This window comes from Actinoallomurus iriomotensis, from assembly GCF_030269445.1.
In the GTDB taxonomy this organism is placed as follows: domain Bacteria; phylum Actinomycetota; class Actinomycetes; order Streptosporangiales; family Streptosporangiaceae; genus Actinoallomurus; species Actinoallomurus iriomotensis.
In genome coordinates, this window is record NZ_BSTJ01000009.1 from 347,907 (window position 1) to 365,379 (window position 17,473).

A 17,473-nucleotide genomic window follows, 5' to 3' on the forward strand; every position below is an offset into this window, starting at 1 on the left:
CGTCAGAGGAGCGAGCGGACCTGAATGGTCTGGTCGCGGCCGGGACCGACGCCGATGGCCGAGATCTGCGCGCCCGCCATCTCCTCCAGCGCGCGGACGTAGTCGCGCGCCTTCTCCGGCAGGTCGTCGAAGACCTTCGCGCTGGAGATGTCCTCCTGCCAGCCGTCCAGGTGTTCGTAGATCGGCTTCGCGTGGTGGAAGCCCGTCTGCGTCATCGGCAGCTCGTCACAGCGCTCGCCGTCGATGTCGTACGCCACGCAGACCGGGACCTTCTCCAGGCCGGACAGGACGTCCAGCTTGGTCAGGAAGTAGTCGGTGACGCCGTTGACGCGGGTCGCGTACCGGGCGATCACCGCGTCGAACCAGCCGCAGCGCCGGTTGCGGCCGGTCGTGACGCCGTACTCCCCGCCGGTCTTGCGCAGCCAGTCGCCGGTCTCGTCCAGCAGCTCGGTCGGGAACGGGCCCGAGCCGACGCGGGTCGTGTAGGCCTTCAGGATGCCGATCACCTTGCCGATGCGCGTCGGGCCGACGCCCGAGCCCGCGCACGCGCCGCCCGAGGTCGGGCTGGAGGAGGTGACGAACGGGTACGTGCCGTGGTCGACGTCGAGGAGCGTGCCCTGCGCGCCCTCCAGCAGTACGACCTTGTCGTCGTCCAGCGCGCGGTTGATCACCAGCGAGGTGTCGGCGATGTGCGGTGCCAGCCGCTCGCCGTAGGCGACGAACTCCTGCACGATCGCGTCGATCTCGATCGCCCGCCGGTTGTAGACCTTGGCGAGGATCTGGTTCTTGTCGCGCAGCGCGAGCTCGAGCTTCTGCCGCAGGATGCCCGGGTCGAGCAGGTCCTGCACCCGGATGCCCATCCGCGCGATCTTGTCGCCGTACGCCGGGCCGATGCCGCGGCCCGTGGTGCCGATCTGAGCCTTGCCCAGGTAACGCTCGGTGACCTTATCGAGGGCCTTGTGATGGGGCATGATCAGATGCGCGTTGGCGGAGATCAACAGGCGGTCGCACGAGATGCCGCGCCCCTCCAGTACGTCGATCTCCTCCAACAGCACACCCGGGTCGATCACCACGCCGTTGCCGATGACCGGTATGACGTCGGGGGAGAGCACCCCCGACGGCAGCAGGTGCAGCGCGTACGACTGGTCGCCGATGACGACCGTGTGTCCCGCGTTGTTCCCGCCCTGGTATCGCACGACATAGTCGACGTCGCCGCCGAGGATGTCGGTGGCCTTGCCCTTGCCTTCGTCACCCCACTGGGCGCCGACGAGCACGATGGCCGGCATCGGAATACTCCCTGACATCGACGAAGCCCCTGCGCAAGCAGCGACAGGGGCTCTTGCGATCAGAGCGTACCCGCCGGATGGCCACCAAGAAAACGGGAGAAGCCGGTCAGGTGGCGAGAACCTCGACGGCGGCGGAGCTACTGTCCCGCAGGAACGTCCGGCAGCGGTCGGCCTCTTCCTCCTCACCGATCGCGGCGGCCGCACGCCCGAGGGCGTGCAGGGACCGCAGGAACCCGCGGTTGGGCTCGTGCTGCCACGGAATCGGGCCGTGGCCCCTCCACCCGGCACGGCGCAGCTGGTCCAGCCCCCGGTGGTAACCGGTGCGGGCGTACGCGTAGGACTCGATGACGTCGCCGTTGGCGAACGCGCGGTCGGCGAGTTCGGCCCACGCCGCCGGGTTGTCGGGGAATCTGGCGGCCACTTCGAACGGGTCCACGCCGGCCTCGAGAGCCTGGCGGGCCTCCGGGTTGTCCGGAAGCTCGGTCGCGGGCGGCCCTCCGAGGAGGTTCTGTTGCTCCATGTGCACATCCTGCCCAATCCGCGGCAGATCTCCTATCCCGCTGATCGGGATTCTTCGGCGGGCAGGCTCCAGGTGGGCGGCGCCGGACGCGGCCGCCCACCGTCGAAACCGTCGTGTCAGCCGAGCTTCTTGCCCGAGGACAGGAGGTTCTCGCAGGCGTGGCTGATGCGCTCGGCCATGCCCTGCTCCGCCGCCTTGCCCCACGACCGCGGGTCGTAGGTCTTCTTGTTGCCCACGTCACCGTCGATCTTGAGCACGCCGTCGTAGTTCTTGAACATGTGGTCCGCGACCGGCCGCGTGAAGGCGTACTGGGTGTCGGTGTCGATGTTCATCTTCACGACGCCGTACGAGACCGCCTCGCGGATCTCCTCCAGCGTGGACCCGGAACCGCCGTGGAAGACCAGGTAGAACGGCTTCTCCTGGCCGTGCTTGGCGGCCACCGCGTCCTGGATCTCCTTCAGCACCTCGGGCCGCAGCTTGACGTGGCCCGGCTTGTAGACGCCGTGGACGTTGCCGAAGGTCGCGGCGAGGAGGTAGCGCCCGCGCTCGCCGAGGCCGAGCGCCTCGACGGTCGCCATGGCGTCCTCGACCGTGCTGTACAGCTTCTCGTTGATCTCTCCGACGACGCCGTCCTCCTCGCCGCCGACGACGCCGATCTCCACCTCGAGGACGATGTTGGCCTTGCGCGCCTCTTCGAGCAGCTCGGCCGCGATGGAGAGGTTCTCCTCCAGCGGCACCGCCGAGCCGTCCCACATGTGCGACTGGAACAGCGGGTTCTGCCCGGCCGCCACCCGCTCCTGCGAGATCTTCAGCAACGGCCGTACGAAGCCGTCGAGCTTGTTCTTCGGGCAGTGGTCGGTGTGCAGCGCGATGTTGACCGGGTACTTGTCGGCGACGACGTGCGCGTACTCGGCCAGCGCCGTGGCACCGGTGACCATGTCCTTGACCGTGCTGCCGGAGAGGTACTCCGCGCCGCCCGTCGACACTTGGACGATGCCGTCACTCTCGGCCTCGGCGAAGCCGCGCAGCGCGGCGTTGAGCGTCTGGCTCGACGTGACGTTGATCGCGGGGTAGGCGAAGCCCTCACGTTTTGCCCGGTCGAGCATCTCCGCGTAGACCTCAGGGGTCGCGATGGGCATGACTTTTCCTTCCTTAGGGCTGTGGCTCCCGGCGGGCTCGCTTCCAGTATCCCGAAATCGTTGCCGTGCCGAGACCAGGCCACACCTACCGGTACGCTCGGCGCGTGGCTCTCGCCGTGAACGTCATGGATCCCAAGTCCCTCATCGAGGCCTTCGGGCTCATCGGAGTCCTCGTCATCATCTTCGCCGAGACGGGGTTGCTCGTCGGGTTCTTCTTGCCCGGCGACACGCTGCTCGTCACCGCCGGAATCTACACCGCGGCGGGCACCACGCTCGCGCACCCGCTGCCGCTTCCGGTGCTGATGATCGGCGCGCCCGTGGCCGCCATCGCCGGTGCGCAGGTCGGGCACTTCCTCGGCGCCAGATACGGGCGGAAACTCTTCGAACGCCCGAAGTCTCGAATCTTCCGCCAGGAGCACGTCGACAAGGCGGAGCACTACTTCAACAAGTTCGGCCCCGCCAAGGCGGTCGTGCTGGCGCGGTTCGTCCCCGTCGTGCGCACGTTCCTCAACCCGCTCGCCGGCATGCTCGAGATGTCGGCGATCAGATTTTTTGTGTGGAATGTCGTCGGTGCGGTGCTCTGGACCGAAGCGATCATCTTGCTCGGCCGTTTCCTCGGCGACCGGGTCAAGGGAATCGACAAGTATGTGCTGCCAGTGGTGGCAGTGGCGGTCCTGCTGTCGGTGGTGCCGGTGTTGCGTGAGGTGTTCCGCGGCCGCCGTCAGGATTCGTACAAGTCACCCAAGACGCAACAACCAACTGGCCGTCACCGTCGCTGACGGGGCCCGGTCACCGCTAATCTCCCCCTGTGGGACGTCACCGGTCGGACCCAATGGGCCTCGCGCGCATCGCCATCGCGGTGCTCGCCGTCGTGCTGGCCTGCGGCCTGCTCGTCATCGGCGGCATGGCGCTGTGGGGAGCGCTCACCGGCAAGGACGAGAAGAAGTCGAACGCCGCGCCGTCGCAGGCCGGCAGCGCGGCGGCGTCCAGCACGGAGGCCAAGCCGAGCGCGTCCTCCGGCCAGGTGGGCAACAGGATCACCGTCCGCTGTCTGGCGGCGCAGTGCCCGGTGTTCGTCTCGGGTCCCGCCAACGATGTCCAGTTCAACGGCAACCTGCGCCAGAACGAGACCCGCATCTTCGAAGACACCCGGCTGACCGTCGCGGTCCAGGACGCCGGCGGCGTCACCGTGACGATCAACGGGCACGTCCAGCCGCAGGGACGCCACGGCGAGGCCAAGACGTACGAGGCGCCCACCGGGCAGTGAGCCCGGTGTTCCGATCGCGCGCGCTCAGTCCAGCCCGAGGTCGGCGAGCGTGAACACCGACCGGTACTCCAGTCCCGTCTCGGCGATGCGCTCCCGCGCTCCCCGCTCCACGATGGTGGCGACGCCGGCGATCTCCGCGCCGGCCTCCCGCAGCGCCTCCACGGCGGTCAGCACCGAGTTGCCGGTCGTCGAGGTGTCCTCCACGGCGAGCACCCGCCGCCCCGCGACGTCGGGGCCCTCCACGCGCCGCTGCAGCCCGTGTGCCTTGCCCTCCTTGCGTACGACGAAGGCGTCCAGCGTCCGCCCGCGCGCGGCCGCCGCGTGCAGCATCGCGGTGGCGACCGGATCGGCGCCGAGCGTCAGCCCGCCGACCGCGTCGTACCCGAGGTCCTCGGTGAGGTCGAGCATGGCCCGGCCGACGAGCGGCGCGGCCCGTCCGTCGAGCGTCACCCGTCGCAGGTCGACGTAGAAATCGGCCTCCCGGCCGGACGACAGGACCACCCTGCCGTGCACGACCGCCTTGCTCTTGATCTCCGCGAGGAGATCGTCCCGGTCCGTCATGCCTGAAACTTTAGTCATGACACCGGGCACGCTCGTCCTCCTGCACAGTCCGTTGACCACCGCGTCGGCGTGGGGCTCACTGCCCGCGGCGCTCGGCGCGTACGACGTGGTGGTCCCGGAGGTCACCGACGACGACCGGCCGCCGTACGCCGGCCGTTACGTCGCGCGCGCCGCGCTGGAGATCACCGCTGCCGGCGCCAGGCCGCCGCTGGTGCTCGTCGCGCACGGCGACGCGGGGCCGCTCCTGCCGCCCATCGGGGCGGCGCAGCGGGCGGCGCACCGGCTCGTGGGCGGCTACGTCTTCCTCGACGCCCGGCTGCCCGGCCCGGGGACGAGCCGCCCGTACCGGGAGGAAGAGGTGCCGGTCGGCGTGACGGTGCGTCAGCGCGGTGGCGACTTCCTCGCCGAGGAGCCGCCGATGGCTCAGGACTGGCCGGACGCGCCGTGCGGATACCTGGCCACCTCGGACCGTTACCAAGATCAAGTACGGCAGGCGCGGATGCGCGGCTGGGAGGTCCGCGAAAGCCTGTTTTCGCACTTCTCGGCGGTGATCGATCCCGGTGCCACGGCGGAGGCTCTCACCGCCCTCATCTCCGCTCTCTGAGATGTTCCCACCGCTTCAGAATCGGGTGATACCGTCGCCGAACGGACGTACTGACTGTCGAGCTTCGGAAGTCACGCAGTGTTGTCAGGCGACTCGTCCTACAGTGGCGAGCGACCGAGTCAACGTGACACGCCGGAGTGGTCTGGCCAACTGAATGAAAGTAAGCCGCATTCGCCCCATAGTCCTCAGGAGACTCCAATTACTGGATCGGCATACGGCGGCCGCGGACTTCACTACGCTTTGGTTGCCCAAGGTCGCTCGCCGGCTCGAAAGTTCACCCGTAAGCCATCGATATAGGGTCTCGTGCCGAGGAAGGGGCGGTGTCGCGTGGATCGCTGCGCGCTGTTCGTTGATGCCAGCTATCTCCTGGCGGACGGCGCGATGGCGGTGCACGGAACCCGCCGTCGCGAGTCCGTCTCATGGGACTACGCCGGCCTTCTCCAGCTGCTCGGCAATCTGGCGCGCGAGCGGACCGGCCTGCCGCTGCTGCGCTGCTACTGGTACGAGGCGACCGTCGAGGGCCGCCGGTCGCCCGAGCACGACGCCCTCGCCGACCTGCCCGGCATCAAGCTCCGCCTCTCGCGCATCCGCCCCGGCCGCCGCGAGGGCGTCGACACCGAGATCCACCGCGACCTGATGACCCTCGCCCGCAACGGCGGGGTCGCCGACGCCGTCGTCGTCAGCGGTGACGAGGACATCGCCCAGGTCATCGCCGACGCCCAGGACCACGGAGTCCGCGTGAGCGTGCTGCACGTCGCGGTGGACGGCAACTGGACGATCTCCCGCGTGCTCCGCCACGAGTGCGACGACCTCATCGAGATCGGCGCCGGCCACCTGCGGCCGTACGTCAACCTGCTGGCGGGTGTGAACACCTCCTCGCCGCCGCTGTCCAACGGGCACGGGACCAGCACCACCGGCGGCGCGCTGACCCCGTTGCAGCCCTCGGTGTCGAGCCCGCCGCCGAGCACGCCGATCACCCCGCCGCAGCTCGGCGGCTCCTCCACGTCGTCCACGTCGGGTCTGGGCTCGTCGCCGACCGCCGGCCCGGTGATCCCGATGCCGCCCCTGCGCTCGACGCCCACGCACTCCGCGCCGACGCCGCCGATCATCCCGCCCAAGCCCACGAGCCCGCCGTCGTCGAGTACGCCGTCGTCGGGAGGCTCGTCGTCGAACGGCAACAACAGCGGCCCGCAGTACGTCCAGCAGCCCGTCGGCCCCTACACCGGCCCGCAGCAGATCCCGCCGCCGCAACCGCAGCAGTCCACGCCGACGCTCTCCGACGCGGTCAAGGCCGCCCACCAGGAGGGTCAAGACTTCGGCGAGTCGGTCGCGCGCGACGCGCCGGCTCTGTGGCTCGAGGCCGTGCTCGCCCGCAAGCCGCGAATGCCGTCAGACCTTGAGGCCCGGCTGCTTCAGGGGTCCTCGCTGCCGATCGACTTCCTGCTGCACGACGAGGTGCGACACGCCCTTCGCCGTGGGTTCTGGGATGCGCTCGAACGCTCACGCCGCGTATAGCCTTCTCGCGGCGGGGGCCGTCCCGTCCGGCGAACCCTTGTGACGTGTCGCAGGGATGATACGAAATGACCAGATTCGCAGGAGGTCCGCCGGGTAGCGTCTAGAAGGTGACGCATGTGACCGAAGACGATCTCGATGACATGGAGTTCGACACGCTCCGCACGGGCGATCACGCGGCGGCGGCGAAGCGTTTCGTCGAACTCGCCGAGACGGTCTCAGGCGGCGTGTCACGCGCCAGCCTGTTGCTGCGTGCGGGTGAGCAGTGGCAGCACGCGGGAGACCACGGCAAGGCGGCGGAGAACTATCGCGACGCGCTCGCCGACGGCGGCGACACCTACGGCGATCCGCGGATCTATCTCGCCGGCGCCCTGTTCGAGCTGGGTGAGCTCGACGAGGCGCGCGGACTGATCGCCCAGGTGCGCGCCGACTCGCCTCAGGACCCGGAGGTCCATCGTGCGGTGGCCGAGCTGCTGTACGAACAGGGCGAGCTGGCCGCCGCGCACGACTGGGCCACGGAGGGCGCCGACCTGGCACGGGCGGGTGACCAGGAGAGCCTGGAGGGTCTGCTGCGCATCCGCTACCGCTGCCGGCTCGACCTGCGCCGTCCGGAGGACCGGTACGACGCGCTGCTGGACGAGCTGCTCAAGAAGACCGACGACGCGCCGGGCCGTCAGTTCCGCTGAGCCGTGCCACGCGGCTCCACGAGCTTCGACAGGGACGCGTGGTCGACTTCGCGGAGCTTCCTGCCGGGGCCGGCGGCCTCCCAGCGCACGGACGCGGTGGACCCGTCCACGACGAGCGTCGCGACGGCGTTGTCGAACCACGGGCCATGGCTCAGCCGCCACGTCATCGGCGCCCTGGGCACGCGGGCGAGCCGGGCGAGGGCGCGGGCGGGCCCGTCGGTGAGCCGGCCGTACGCCGCGCGCTGGAGCAGCCGGTACTTCAGCGGCAGATGGTTACGCATCGGTGAGCAGACCACCTGGGAGATCGGCGTGGTCGTGCCGGCGACTCGCGCGAGGTAGGAGTAGTGGACGTCGCCGGAGAGCAGCGTGATGCTCTGCGGCCCGTCCTCCCGCCGCGCGACCTCCAGCAGCGTGTCGGCGAGCGCGTGGAAGGACGCCTCGAACGCCGCCCAGTGCTCCAGGTCGGCGCCCTGCCGGATCTTCTCGCCGAGCCGGGCGAACCGGCGTCCCCACACGCCGCCCGCGATCGCCTCGTCGAACGACTCCAGGTGGTGGATCGTGGCCGGCAGCAGGAACGGCAGCGAGGTGGCGACGATGAGGTGGTCGACGTCGCCGCGGCACTGCTCCTGCACCCACTCCAGCTCTTCGTCGTCGAGCATCGACCGCCGGCCGTCGCGGAGCACCCGCCCGCAGCGGCTGTCCACCACGACGAGCCGCGTACGCCCGTAGTCGTGGGAGTAGCTCCACCGGGTGCCGTCCGCCTGCCGGTCGGCGCGTTCGGCGAACTCGTCGACGATCCGCCCGGCGTCGCCGTCCGCCGCCAGCACCTCGCGGTAGACCGGGTCCTCGGCCCGCTTGGCCGCCGACATGTTGCCCAGATGCTGGTAGACCCAGTACGCGCCGAGCCCGCCGGTGATCCGGTCGTGCCACCAGGACTGGGCGCGGATGTCGCGCAACCAGGTCTCGGAGGTGTTCCAGTCGTCCCGGATGTCGTGGTCGTCGAAGACCATCAGGCTGGGCACGGTGGACAGCAGCCACCGCACCATCGCGTCGTCGGTCCAGGCGAGCCGGTACAGCTCGGTGTACTCCTCGTAGTCGGCGATCTCTATGCCCGGCGCCTCGCCGGTGTCACGGCGGGCCTCGATGAACTTCCGCATCTCCGGCCCGGTCTCGTCGGCGTACACCTGGTCGCCGACCATCAGCAGCAGGTCGGGCCACTCGTGCCCGTCCGCCAGCCGCCGCGCGAACGCGCCGAGCACGTCCGGCCCGTGGACCTCCTCCACGCCGGGAGCGACCCGGCACGAGCCGAAGGCGATCCGCTGGGTCGCGCCGGGCGCGGGAATCCGGATCCGGCTGGGCGGCGAGCCGGGCTCGGGCCAGACGGTCTCGCCGTCGAGCGCGACCTCGTACTCGGTGTCCGAGCCGGGGGCCAGCCCCTCGATCTGGACGAGCGCGTAGTGGTGCCCGTGGACGGTGAACGTCGAGGCGGTCGTGTCGAGGACGCGCACGTCACACGGCTGGTCGGTCTCGAGCCAGATCGCGGCCGTGTCCGGTCCGACGTGGCGGAGCAGGGGGCCGACGACGAGTTGGGTCATGGATGTATGGACTACGCCATAACGAGGGTGTTAGTCCACTTGGAGGTGGTTGAGCCGCTACAGCGACGTGCTCAACGCCGACGATTCGCCGGCGATCATCGCCCTGCACGAGGCCGCCAGCGCCTGCGCGTCTTCGGTCACCCGCCGGGTCGCGTCGGCGATGCCGTTCATCGCGTCATGCATGCCATGCCATTTGTTGATCTCGACGCCGCCGAACGCCGCGGCCACCGCCGAGGCGATCGCAGCGCCGATCGGCGAGAACGCGGGCACGAACACCAGCGCACCGATCATGGTGATGTGTATGACGGTCTGTTCCGCCATGAACCGCTCCTGTGCCCGCGCGATCTGCCCGCACAGGTCGCTCACCTCCAGCGCCAGATCCCCGAACCGATTGACGGTCTGGACGAACGCCGAGTCGACGTACCGGGCGAACGCGTCGGAGGCGTCACCGATCCAGTACTTACGGTAATGGCGGAGAGCGTCCTCAGCCGCACCGGCCAGGCCGCCCTCGCCCGCAGCGGCCTGCGCGATCTTGCGCCACCGGTCCTGCTCGACGGCGAACGGATGCGGGGCGACCTCGTTCGGGATCACCAGACTCGCGTCGATGGTCGCGATCGCCAGATCCGCGCCGAACCCGGCGGCCGTCCGGAGGAGCAACCCGCGCGACGAGCGCAGGGCCTCCACCAGCGGGGAGTACCTCACGGCGTCCCGAATGCCGACAGGGGCGTCCAAGGCACGGATGGCCTCCAGCACCGGTGCCCCCTGCTTGAGCCGTCCCAGGGACGTGTTCAGCGGGCCGATGTTCCTTCGGAAGCCGAATGCCGCATTCAAGATCGGTGCGCCCAATGCGGGGTAGTCACGGTCCACGTGACCGCTCGGCTGCGAAGCGTGCGTAATGTCGTCGATGAGGGTCTGAGCGGCCCGACCTGCCGTTGAATCGTGGAGCGCCTTTCCGACGTCGAACGTAGCGATCTCTGCCGCGCGTTCGGCATCGCCGTACTTGCCCAGCACGGCCGCCAGCCGCTCAACGATGTCGTGCCCTACTTCGCCGATTCCCTTGCCGGAGCCCGTGCCGCCGACGGCCTCGGCCAAGCTCGTGCGCGCCGACTCGTAGGCGTGCTGGGCGTTCCGCGCCACATCCGGCCAGGCACCGGACGGAATGTTCGTGTATTCGGAGATGCCGGAACCCACGTGATCGCACAGGTAGGAGATCTCTTTGACGCTGTGGGCGAGATCCGTCAGTGCCGTGAGCCGGGCCGCAAATTCGTCCGCCATCGATTCCCATCCATGCTCGTTCGCGCGTCACTAATCCAACACGGTGCTCACGACTCCGTCGATGACCGGCGCGGTGGGGAGCCTGGATGGTGGCTCCCCACCGTCGCGAAGCCGCGTCAGGCGGCCTGTACCGCCGGTTTGACGGTCAGGCGGTCGGCGGTCGGGTCGGCGTCGACGACGACCTCGTCGCCGTCGCGGATCTCGCCCGACAGCAGCTCGCGGGCGAGCTGGTCGCCGATGGCGCTCTGCACGAGCCGGCGGAGCGGCCTCGCGCCGTACGCCGGGTCGTAGCCGGTCAGCGCCAGCCAGTCGCGGGCCGCGTCGGTCACGGTCAGCGTCAGGCGGCGGTCCGCCAGGCGTGCCGCGAGCCGGTCCACCTGGAGATCGACGATCTTCGTGAGCTCCTCGGTGGACAGCGCGTCGAAGACGATCACATCGTCGAGGCGGTTGAGGAACTCCGGCTTGAAGTTCGCCCGCACCGCGTTCATCACGGCCTCGCGTCGGGCCTTGTCGTCGAGGGACGGGTCGACCAGGAACTGCGAGCCGAGGTTCGACGTCATGATCAGGATCGTGTTGCGGAAGTCGACCGTACGGCCTTGGCCGTCGGTCAGCCGTCCGTCGTCCAGCACCTGGAGCAGCACGTCGAAGACCTCGGGGTGGGCCTTCTCGACCTCGTCCAGCAGCACGACGCAGTACGGCCGGCGGCGGACCGCCTCGGTCAGCTGGCCGCCCTCCTCGTACCCGACGTAGCCGGGAGGCGCGCCGACGAGCCGTGCGACGGAGTGCTTCTCGCCGTACTCGCTCATGTCGATGCGCACCATGGCCCGCTCGTCGTCGAACAGGAAGTCCGCCAGGGCCTTGGCCAGCTCGGTCTTGCCGACACCGGTCGGGCCTAGGAACAGGAACGAGCCCGTGGGCCGGTCGGGGTCGGCTACGCCCGCGCGCGCCCGGCGTACGGCGTCGGAGACGGCTCTGACGGCGCTCGACTGACCGATCAGGCGGCGGCCGAGCTCCTCTTCCATGCGCAGCAGCTTGGCCGTCTCGCCCTCCAGCAGACGCCCGGCCGGGATGCCGGTCCAGGCGCCGACCACCTCGGCCACGTCGTCGGCGGTGACCTCCCGCTTGACCATGGCGTTGGGGTTGTTGGCGGCCTCCGCCGCGGTCTCGAGCTCCTCCTGGAGCCGCTTGATCTCGACCGCGATGTCGCTGGGAGCCTTCCAGTCGCCGTCGAGCTGAGCCTGGCGGAAGGCCTGCTCGCGCCGGCTCTCGGCCTCGTCGATGCGCTTCTTCAGCTCACCGACCTTGTTGAGGCCCTCCTGCTCCTCGTGCCAGCGGGCGTTCAGGTCGTTGAGCTGTTCCTTGCGGTCGGCGAGCTCGGCCTTGAGCCGTTCGAGCCGCTGCTGGGAGGCCTCGTCGGACTCCTTGCTGAGCTGGTGCTGCTCCATCTCCAGCCGGTCGACGACGCGTTGCAGCTCGTCGACTTCGACCGGCCGCGAGTTGATCTCCATGCGCAGCCGGGACGCGGCCTCGTCGATCAGGTCGATGGCCTTGTCCGGCAGGAACCGGGCGGTGATGTACCGGTCGGAGAGCGACGCCGCGGCGACGAGCGCCGCGTCGGTGATCACCACCTCGTGGTGCGCCTCGTACCGGCCCTTGAGCCCGCGCAGGATCCCGACGGTGTCCGCGACCGTCGGCTCGCCGACGAAGATCTGCTGGAAGCGGCGCTCCAGCGCCGGGTCCTTCTCGATCCGCTCGCGGTATTCGTCCAGCGTGGTCGCGCCGATCATGCGGAGCTCGCCGCGGGCCAGCATGGGCTTGAGCATGTTGCCGGCGTCCATGGACCCCTCGGCCGCGCCCGCGCCGACGACGGTGTGCAGCTCGTCGATGAAGGTGATGATCTGGCCGTCGCTCTGCTTGATCTCGTTCAGGACCGCCTTGAGGCGCTCCTCGAACTCGCCGCGGAACTTCGCGCCGGCGACCATCGCGCCGAGGTCGAGCGCGACGAGCCGCTTGTTCTCCAGCGTCTTCGGCACGTCGCCGTCGATGATGCGTTGGGCGAGGCCCTCGACCACCGCGGTCTTGCCCACGCCCGGCTCGCCGATCAGCACCGGGTTGTTCTTCGTGCGCCGCGACAGTACCTGCACGACGCGGCGGATCTCGTTGTCGCGGCCGATGACCGGGTCGAGTTTGCCCGCCTCGGCCTGCTCGGTCAGGTCGACGCCGTACTTCTCCAGCGCCTGATAGGTGTCTTCGGGGTTCTCGCTGGTCACGCGCGCGTTTCCGCGGACCCGGGGGAACGCCTCCACCAGGGCGTCGGGGGTCGCACCGGCCTCACGCAGCAGCTTCGCCACCGGCCCGCCGTCGGCCGCCAGGCCCACGAGCAGGTGTTCGGTCGAGATGTACTCGTCCTCGAGCTGCTGGGCGCGGTTCGCCGCGGTGTTCAGCACCACCAGCAGCGCCCGCGAGGTCTCCGGCGCGCCGACCGTGCTGCCCGCGGCCTTCGGCAGCGCGGCGATCTGCTCCTCGGCCCGGCGGCGCAGCGCCTGCGGATCGGCGCCGACCTCCTTCAGCAGCCGGTTCACCGTGCCCTCGCCCTGCGACAGCAGCGCGACGAGCAGATGGGCGGGCTCGACCTGGGGGTGCCCCTCGGTCGCAGCCCGGCGCAGGGCGGCGGAGAGCGCCTCCTGACTCTTCTCGGTCCGTTTGTAGTCCACTTATTCCTCCCCGCGTGAGCGCCACACGACCACACTCGTCTGACGGATCGGCACCAGCTCGGCGCCGGCCGTCGACTCGGGGGTGTTCTTCAGCCGGGCGAGCCGGGCGGCCACCGCACGGGTGGACTCCAGCTCGTTGCCCAGCTCCTCGACCAGCCCCCTGAGGCGTGCGACCTCGGCCCGCAGGGCCTCGGACTCACGCTGCAGGTCGAGGATGTGCCTGATGCCGGCCAGGTTGATGCCCTCGTCCTGGGACAGCCGCTGGATCTCCCGCAGCAACACGATGTCGCGCATGGAGTAGCGGCGGCCGCGGCCGGACGTACGGCCCGGCGAGACCAGGCCCATCCGGTCGTACGTGCGGAGCGTCTGCGGGTGCATGCCGGACAGCTCCGCGGCGACGGAGATCACGTAGACCGGGCTGTCGTCGCCGAAAGGGTCCATGATGTTCACTCCTCACGCGCCATCCGGATCAGCTCGCTCCGCACACCGTCACCGCCGAGGCTGCCGGACATCTTCTCCAGCGCCTCGCGGGTGGTGTCGTCGACCTCGCTGGGCACCTGAACGTCGACGGTGACGAGCAGGTCGCCCCGGGTGCCGTCGCGCCGTGGGGCGCCCTGGCCGCGGACCCGCAGCACCCGCCCGTTGGGCGTGCCCGGCGGGATCCGTACGGTCTTGGGCTGGCCGCGGTGGATCGGCACCTTGATCTCGGCGCCGAGCGCGGCCTCCGGGAAGGTGACCGGCACCTTCAGCGTGAGGTTGTCGCCCGAGCGGCCGAAGACCTTGTGCGGCTTGACGTGCACGACGACGTACAGGTCGCCGTTCGGTCCCCGGTTCTCTCCCGGCGCGCCCTTGCCCTTGATCCGGATGCGCTGCCCGTCGTTCACTCCCGCGGGGATGCGCGCCTGGATCGTGTGGGTGCTCTGCGCCCGGCCGCTGCCGTAGCACGTGGTGCACGGGTCGTCGACGACCAGGCCACGGCCGTGGCACTCGCGGCAGGGCTCGGAGAAGGCGAACCCGCCGGCGTTGCGGCTCTCCTGCCCGGTGCCCTCGCAGCGGGGGCACACCCGGGGGACCGTGCCGGCCTTGGCGCCGGTCCCCCGGCAGGTCGGGCAGGCCGCCTCGCTCGTCAGCCGGAGCGGGACGGTACGGCCGTCGAGCGCCTCGCCGAACGTCATGGTGATCTCCGACTCGACGTCGGAGCCACGACGCGGCCGCTGACCCGCCTGGCGGCGACCGAACAACCCGCCGAACAGGTCGCCGATGCGTTCGCCCGTCCCGCTCGTGGTCTGACCCGTGCCCGTGTTCCCGAACAGGTCGCCGAGATCGAAGCCGAACCCCCCCTGGGCGCCTCCACGGGGCCGCGCACCGCCGAACAGGCTGCGCGCCTCGTCGTACTCCTTGCGCCGTTTCTCGTCCGACAGCACGTCGTACGCCTCGGAGATGTCCTTGAACTTCTCCTCGGACTCCGGGTCGCCCTTGTTGGCGTCCGGGTGGTACTGGCGAGCGAGCTTGCGGTAGGACTTCTTGATCTCGTCCTGGGTGGCGGTCTTCGTAACACCGAGGACCTTGTAGTAGTCCTTCTCCAAATAGTCCTTGGTGCTCACCGGCGCCCCTTACCTCGTTTCGTTGTGCTCGTTCGTCAGTCCTCGTCGGCCGTGTCGGCCTTGGGCGGCGTCTCGGCCTCGGAGTCCTCGGCCTCGGCCGTCTCCGGCTCGACCGGCTCCTCGGGCTCCGCCTCACCGCCCGGCTCGGCCACGGCGACGCGGGCCGGCCGGAGGATCCGCTCACCGATGCCGTAGCCCGGCTGCAGGATCTGCACGGCCGTCGGCTCGGTGACGTCGGCGGAGTAGGAGTGCATCAGCGCTTCGTGGATGTTCGGGTCGAACGGCTCGCCCGGAGCGCCGAAGGACTGCAGACCCAGCTTGCCGACGATGCCCTCGAGCCCCTCGGCGACCTGCTTGAACCCGCCGTTCAGCTCGTCGTGTTCGCGGGCCCGCCCGATGTCGTCGAGCACCGGCAGCAGCTCGGTCAGGACGTTCGCCAGGGCCTGCTCGCGCACCATGACCCGGTCGCGCTCGACCCGTTTGCGGTAGTTGGAGTACTCCGCCTGAAGCCGCTGCAGGTCGAGCGTGCGCTCGGTCAGCTGCTTCTTGAGGTCCGCGGTCTCTTCGTCGGCCGCGGTCTCGGGAGCGCCCGGGGAGGACCCGGGAGCCGGCTCAGCCGACTCCCGGACCTTGCCCGTCTTGGGGTCGATGCGCCGCTTGTCGCGGATCACCGGTCCCTCGCGCTCCTCGGCGTCGTCACGACGCTCCGTCACGCTTCCTCCTCGCCTCGCGGCTCGTCAGCGCGTGACGAACCGTGCTGTGCTCTTTGGTCCGCTCCGCTCACCAGTCCTCCTTCGCGAAAAGGACCAGGGCGGAAAGGGGGGTGCGGCTCACGCCGCACCACCTTCGCGCTTGTCCTTGTCGTCGTCGACGATCTCGGCGTCGACGACCTCGTCCTCCTGGGCGGTGCCCTGCGCGCCCGCGCCGGCGTCGGCGGTGGGCGCACCCTCACCGGGCTGGTTCTGGGCGTACATCGCGGCGCCCATCTTCTGGCTGACCTGGGCGAGCTTCTCCGACGCCGAGCGGATCGCGTCGATGTCGGTGCCCTCGAGGGTCTTCTTGACCTCGTCCAGCGCCGTACGGACCTCGGTCTTCACGTCGTCCGGGATCTTCTCGTCGTTCTCCCCGAGGAACTTCTCGGTGGAGTAGGCGAGCGTGTCGGCGTTGTTGCGGGTCTCGGTCTCCTCGCGGCGCTTGCGGTCCTCCTCGGCGTACTGCTCCGCCTCGCGCATCATCTTGTCGATGTCGTCCTTGGGCAGCGCCGAGCCGCCCGTGATGACCATCGACTGCTCCTTGCCGGTGCCGAGGTCCTTCGCGCCGACGTTCACGATGCCGTTGGCGTCGATGTCGAAGGTGACCTCGATCTGCGGCACGCCGCGGGGCGCCGGGGGCAGACCCGTCAGCTGGAAGGTGCCGAGCTTCTTGTTGTACGCCGCGATCTCACGCTCGCCCTGGTAGACCTGGATCTCCACGGACGGCTGGTTGTCATCGGCGGTGGTGAAGACCTCCGACCGCTTGGTCGGGATCGTGGTGTTCCGCTCGATGATCTTGGTGAAGATGCCGCCCTTGGTCTCGATGCCCAGGCTCAGCGGGGTCACGTCGAGCAGCAGGACGTCCTTGACCTCGCCCTTGAGCACGCCGGCCTGCAGGGACGCGCCGACCGCCACGACCTCGTCGGGGTTGACGCCCTTGTTGGCCTCCTTGCCGCCGGTCAGCTCCTTGACCAGGTCGGCGACGGCGGGCATACGGGTCGAGCCGCCGACGAGCACGACGTGGTTGATGTCGCTGACGTTGATGCCGGCGTCCTTGACCACCTGCTGGAACGGCGTCTTGCACCGGTCGAGCAGGTCGGAGGTCATCTTCTGGAACTCCGCCCGGGTGAGCTTCTCGTCCAGGTGGAGCGGGCCCTCGGAGGACGCCGTGATGTACGGCAGGTTGATGCTCGTCTCCGAAGAGCTGGACAGCTCGATCTTGGCCTTCTCCGCGGCCTCACGGAGCCGCTGCAGCGCCATCTTGTCCTTGGACAGGTCGACGCCGTGGGCGTTCTTGAACTTGGTGACCAGCCAGTCGACGACCTTCTGGTCCCAGTCGTCACCACCGAGGTGGTTGTCGCCGTTGGTCGCCTTCACCTCGACGACGCCGTCGCCGACCTCGAGGAGGGAGACGTCGAAGGTGCCACCACCGAGGTCGAAGACGAGGATCGTGGCCTCGCCCTCCTTCTCCAGGTGGTACGCCAGCGCCGCGGCGGTCGGCTCGTTGATGATGCGCAGGACGTTGAGGCCCGCGATCTGGCCGGCCTCCTTGGTGGCCTGCCGCTGGTGGTCCGAGAAGTACGCCGGGACGGTGATCACCGCGTCGGTGATCTTCTCGCCCAGGTAGGCCTCAGCGTCGCGCTTGAGCTTCTGCAGCACGAAGGCGCTGATCTGCTGAGGAGTGAAGTCCTTGTCGTCGATCTTCTGCTTCCAGTCGGTGCCCATTTCGCGCTTGACCGACCGGATGGTGCGGTCGACGTTGGTCACCGCCTGGCGCTTGGCGACCTCGCCGACGAGAACCTCACCGTTCTTGGCGAAGGCGACGACGGACGGCGTGGTCCTCGACCCCTCCGCGTTGGCGATGACGGTGGGCTCGCCACCCTCCAGGATCGCGACGACCGAGTTGGTCGTCCCAAGGTCGATACCGACCGCTCGTGCCATGAGTTGGTTCCTCCGAC

General features: G+C 69.6%; 16 protein-coding genes. 5 read left to right on the top strand and 11 right to left on the bottom strand.

Annotated elements, in window-relative coordinates:
* Positions 1-2: 2 nt before the first annotated feature.
* The 3 genes from QSK37_RS34055 to fbaA all read right to left on the bottom strand — a co-directional run bounded on the left by QSK37_RS34055 (position 3) and on the right by fbaA (position 2,945).
* Positions 3-1,286: an adenylosuccinate synthase gene (locus QSK37_RS34055; protein WP_285629442.1), complete on the bottom strand. Its 1,284-nt coding sequence runs from the start codon at positions 1,284-1,286 to the stop codon at positions 3-5.
* A gap of 106 nt (positions 1,287-1,392) precedes the next feature.
* Positions 1,393-1,806, bottom strand: coding sequence for a DUF3151 domain-containing protein (locus tag QSK37_RS34060; RefSeq protein WP_285629443.1), 414 nt, complete (start codon positions 1,804-1,806; stop codon positions 1,393-1,395).
* Positions 1,807-1,922: 116 nt separating this feature from the next.
* Positions 1,923-2,945: a class II fructose-bisphosphate aldolase gene (gene fbaA, locus QSK37_RS34065; RefSeq protein ID WP_285629444.1), complete on the bottom strand. Its 1,023-nt coding sequence runs from the start codon at positions 2,943-2,945 to the stop codon at positions 1,923-1,925.
* Between the two features lie 104 nt (positions 2,946-3,049).
* On the opposite strand from fbaA, the gene QSK37_RS34070 reads away from it, so the two are divergent.
* A complete protein-coding gene (locus QSK37_RS34070; protein WP_285629445.1) occupies positions 3,050-3,724 on the top strand; it encodes a DedA family protein in 675 nt (224 codons plus the stop codon).
* A 53-nt stretch (positions 3,725-3,777) separates the two neighbouring features.
* A complete protein-coding gene (locus QSK37_RS34075; RefSeq protein WP_285629446.1) occupies positions 3,778-4,212 on the top strand; it encodes a hypothetical protein in 435 nt (144 codons plus the stop codon).
* A 24-nt stretch (positions 4,213-4,236) separates the two neighbouring features.
* On the opposite strand, the gene pyrE is transcribed toward QSK37_RS34075, so the two are convergent.
* Positions 4,237-4,773 (bottom strand): orotate phosphoribosyltransferase, encoded by a 537-nt coding sequence (gene pyrE, locus QSK37_RS34080; RefSeq protein WP_285582083.1) that lies wholly within the window; start codon positions 4,771-4,773, stop codon positions 4,237-4,239.
* Between the two features lie 16 nt (positions 4,774-4,789).
* Between pyrE and QSK37_RS34085 the strand changes: the two genes are divergently transcribed.
* The 3 genes from QSK37_RS34085 (at position 4,790) to QSK37_RS34095 (ending at position 7,575) form a co-directional block, all read left to right on the top strand.
* Positions 4,790-5,377 carry a hypothetical protein gene (locus QSK37_RS34085; protein ID WP_285629447.1) on the top strand — a complete coding sequence of 196 codons (588 nt, stop codon included), beginning with the start codon at positions 4,790-4,792 and terminating at the stop codon, positions 5,375-5,377.
* Between the two features lie 327 nt (positions 5,378-5,704).
* Positions 5,705-6,892, top strand: a complete 1,188-nt coding sequence (locus tag QSK37_RS34090; RefSeq protein ID WP_285629448.1) for an NYN domain-containing protein — start codon at positions 5,705-5,707, stop codon at positions 6,890-6,892.
* A gap of 116 nt (positions 6,893-7,008) precedes the next feature.
* Positions 7,009-7,575, top strand: coding sequence for a tetratricopeptide repeat protein (locus tag QSK37_RS34095; protein ID WP_285582086.1), 567 nt, complete (start codon positions 7,009-7,011; stop codon positions 7,573-7,575).
* Here the strand turns inward: QSK37_RS34095 and QSK37_RS34100 are convergent.
* From QSK37_RS34100 to dnaK, 7 genes are all read right to left on the bottom strand, one after another.
* Complete coding sequence (locus QSK37_RS34100) at positions 7,563-9,170, bottom strand: alkaline phosphatase D family protein (RefSeq protein WP_285629449.1); 1,608 nt, start codon at positions 9,168-9,170, stop codon at positions 7,563-7,565. The genes QSK37_RS34095 and QSK37_RS34100 overlap by 13 nt on opposite strands.
* A gap of 57 nt (positions 9,171-9,227) precedes the next feature.
* Entirely contained in the window at positions 9,228-10,445 is a 1,218-nt protein-coding gene (locus QSK37_RS34105; RefSeq protein WP_285629450.1) for a hypothetical protein, read from the bottom strand.
* A 116-nt stretch (positions 10,446-10,561) separates the two neighbouring features.
* A complete protein-coding gene (gene clpB / locus QSK37_RS34110) occupies positions 10,562-13,159 on the bottom strand; it encodes an ATP-dependent chaperone ClpB (protein ID WP_285629451.1) in 2,598 nt (865 codons plus the stop codon).
* Complete coding sequence (locus QSK37_RS34115; protein ID WP_285629452.1) at positions 13,160-13,600, bottom strand: heat shock protein transcriptional repressor HspR; 441 nt, start codon at positions 13,598-13,600, stop codon at positions 13,160-13,162. It abuts the gene before it with no gap.
* 5 nt (positions 13,601-13,605) lie between these two features.
* Entirely contained in the window at positions 13,606-14,763 is a 1,158-nt protein-coding gene (gene dnaJ / locus QSK37_RS34120) for a molecular chaperone DnaJ (protein ID WP_285629453.1), read from the bottom strand.
* A gap of 35 nt (positions 14,764-14,798) precedes the next feature.
* Positions 14,799-15,476, bottom strand: a complete 678-nt coding sequence (gene grpE / locus QSK37_RS34125) for a nucleotide exchange factor GrpE (protein ID WP_285629454.1) — start codon at positions 15,474-15,476, stop codon at positions 14,799-14,801.
* Positions 15,477-15,593: 117 nt separating this feature from the next.
* Positions 15,594-17,456, bottom strand: coding sequence for a molecular chaperone DnaK (dnaK, locus tag QSK37_RS34130; RefSeq protein ID WP_285582096.1), 1,863 nt, complete (start codon positions 17,454-17,456; stop codon positions 15,594-15,596).
* Positions 17,457-17,473: the final 17 nt, after the last annotated feature.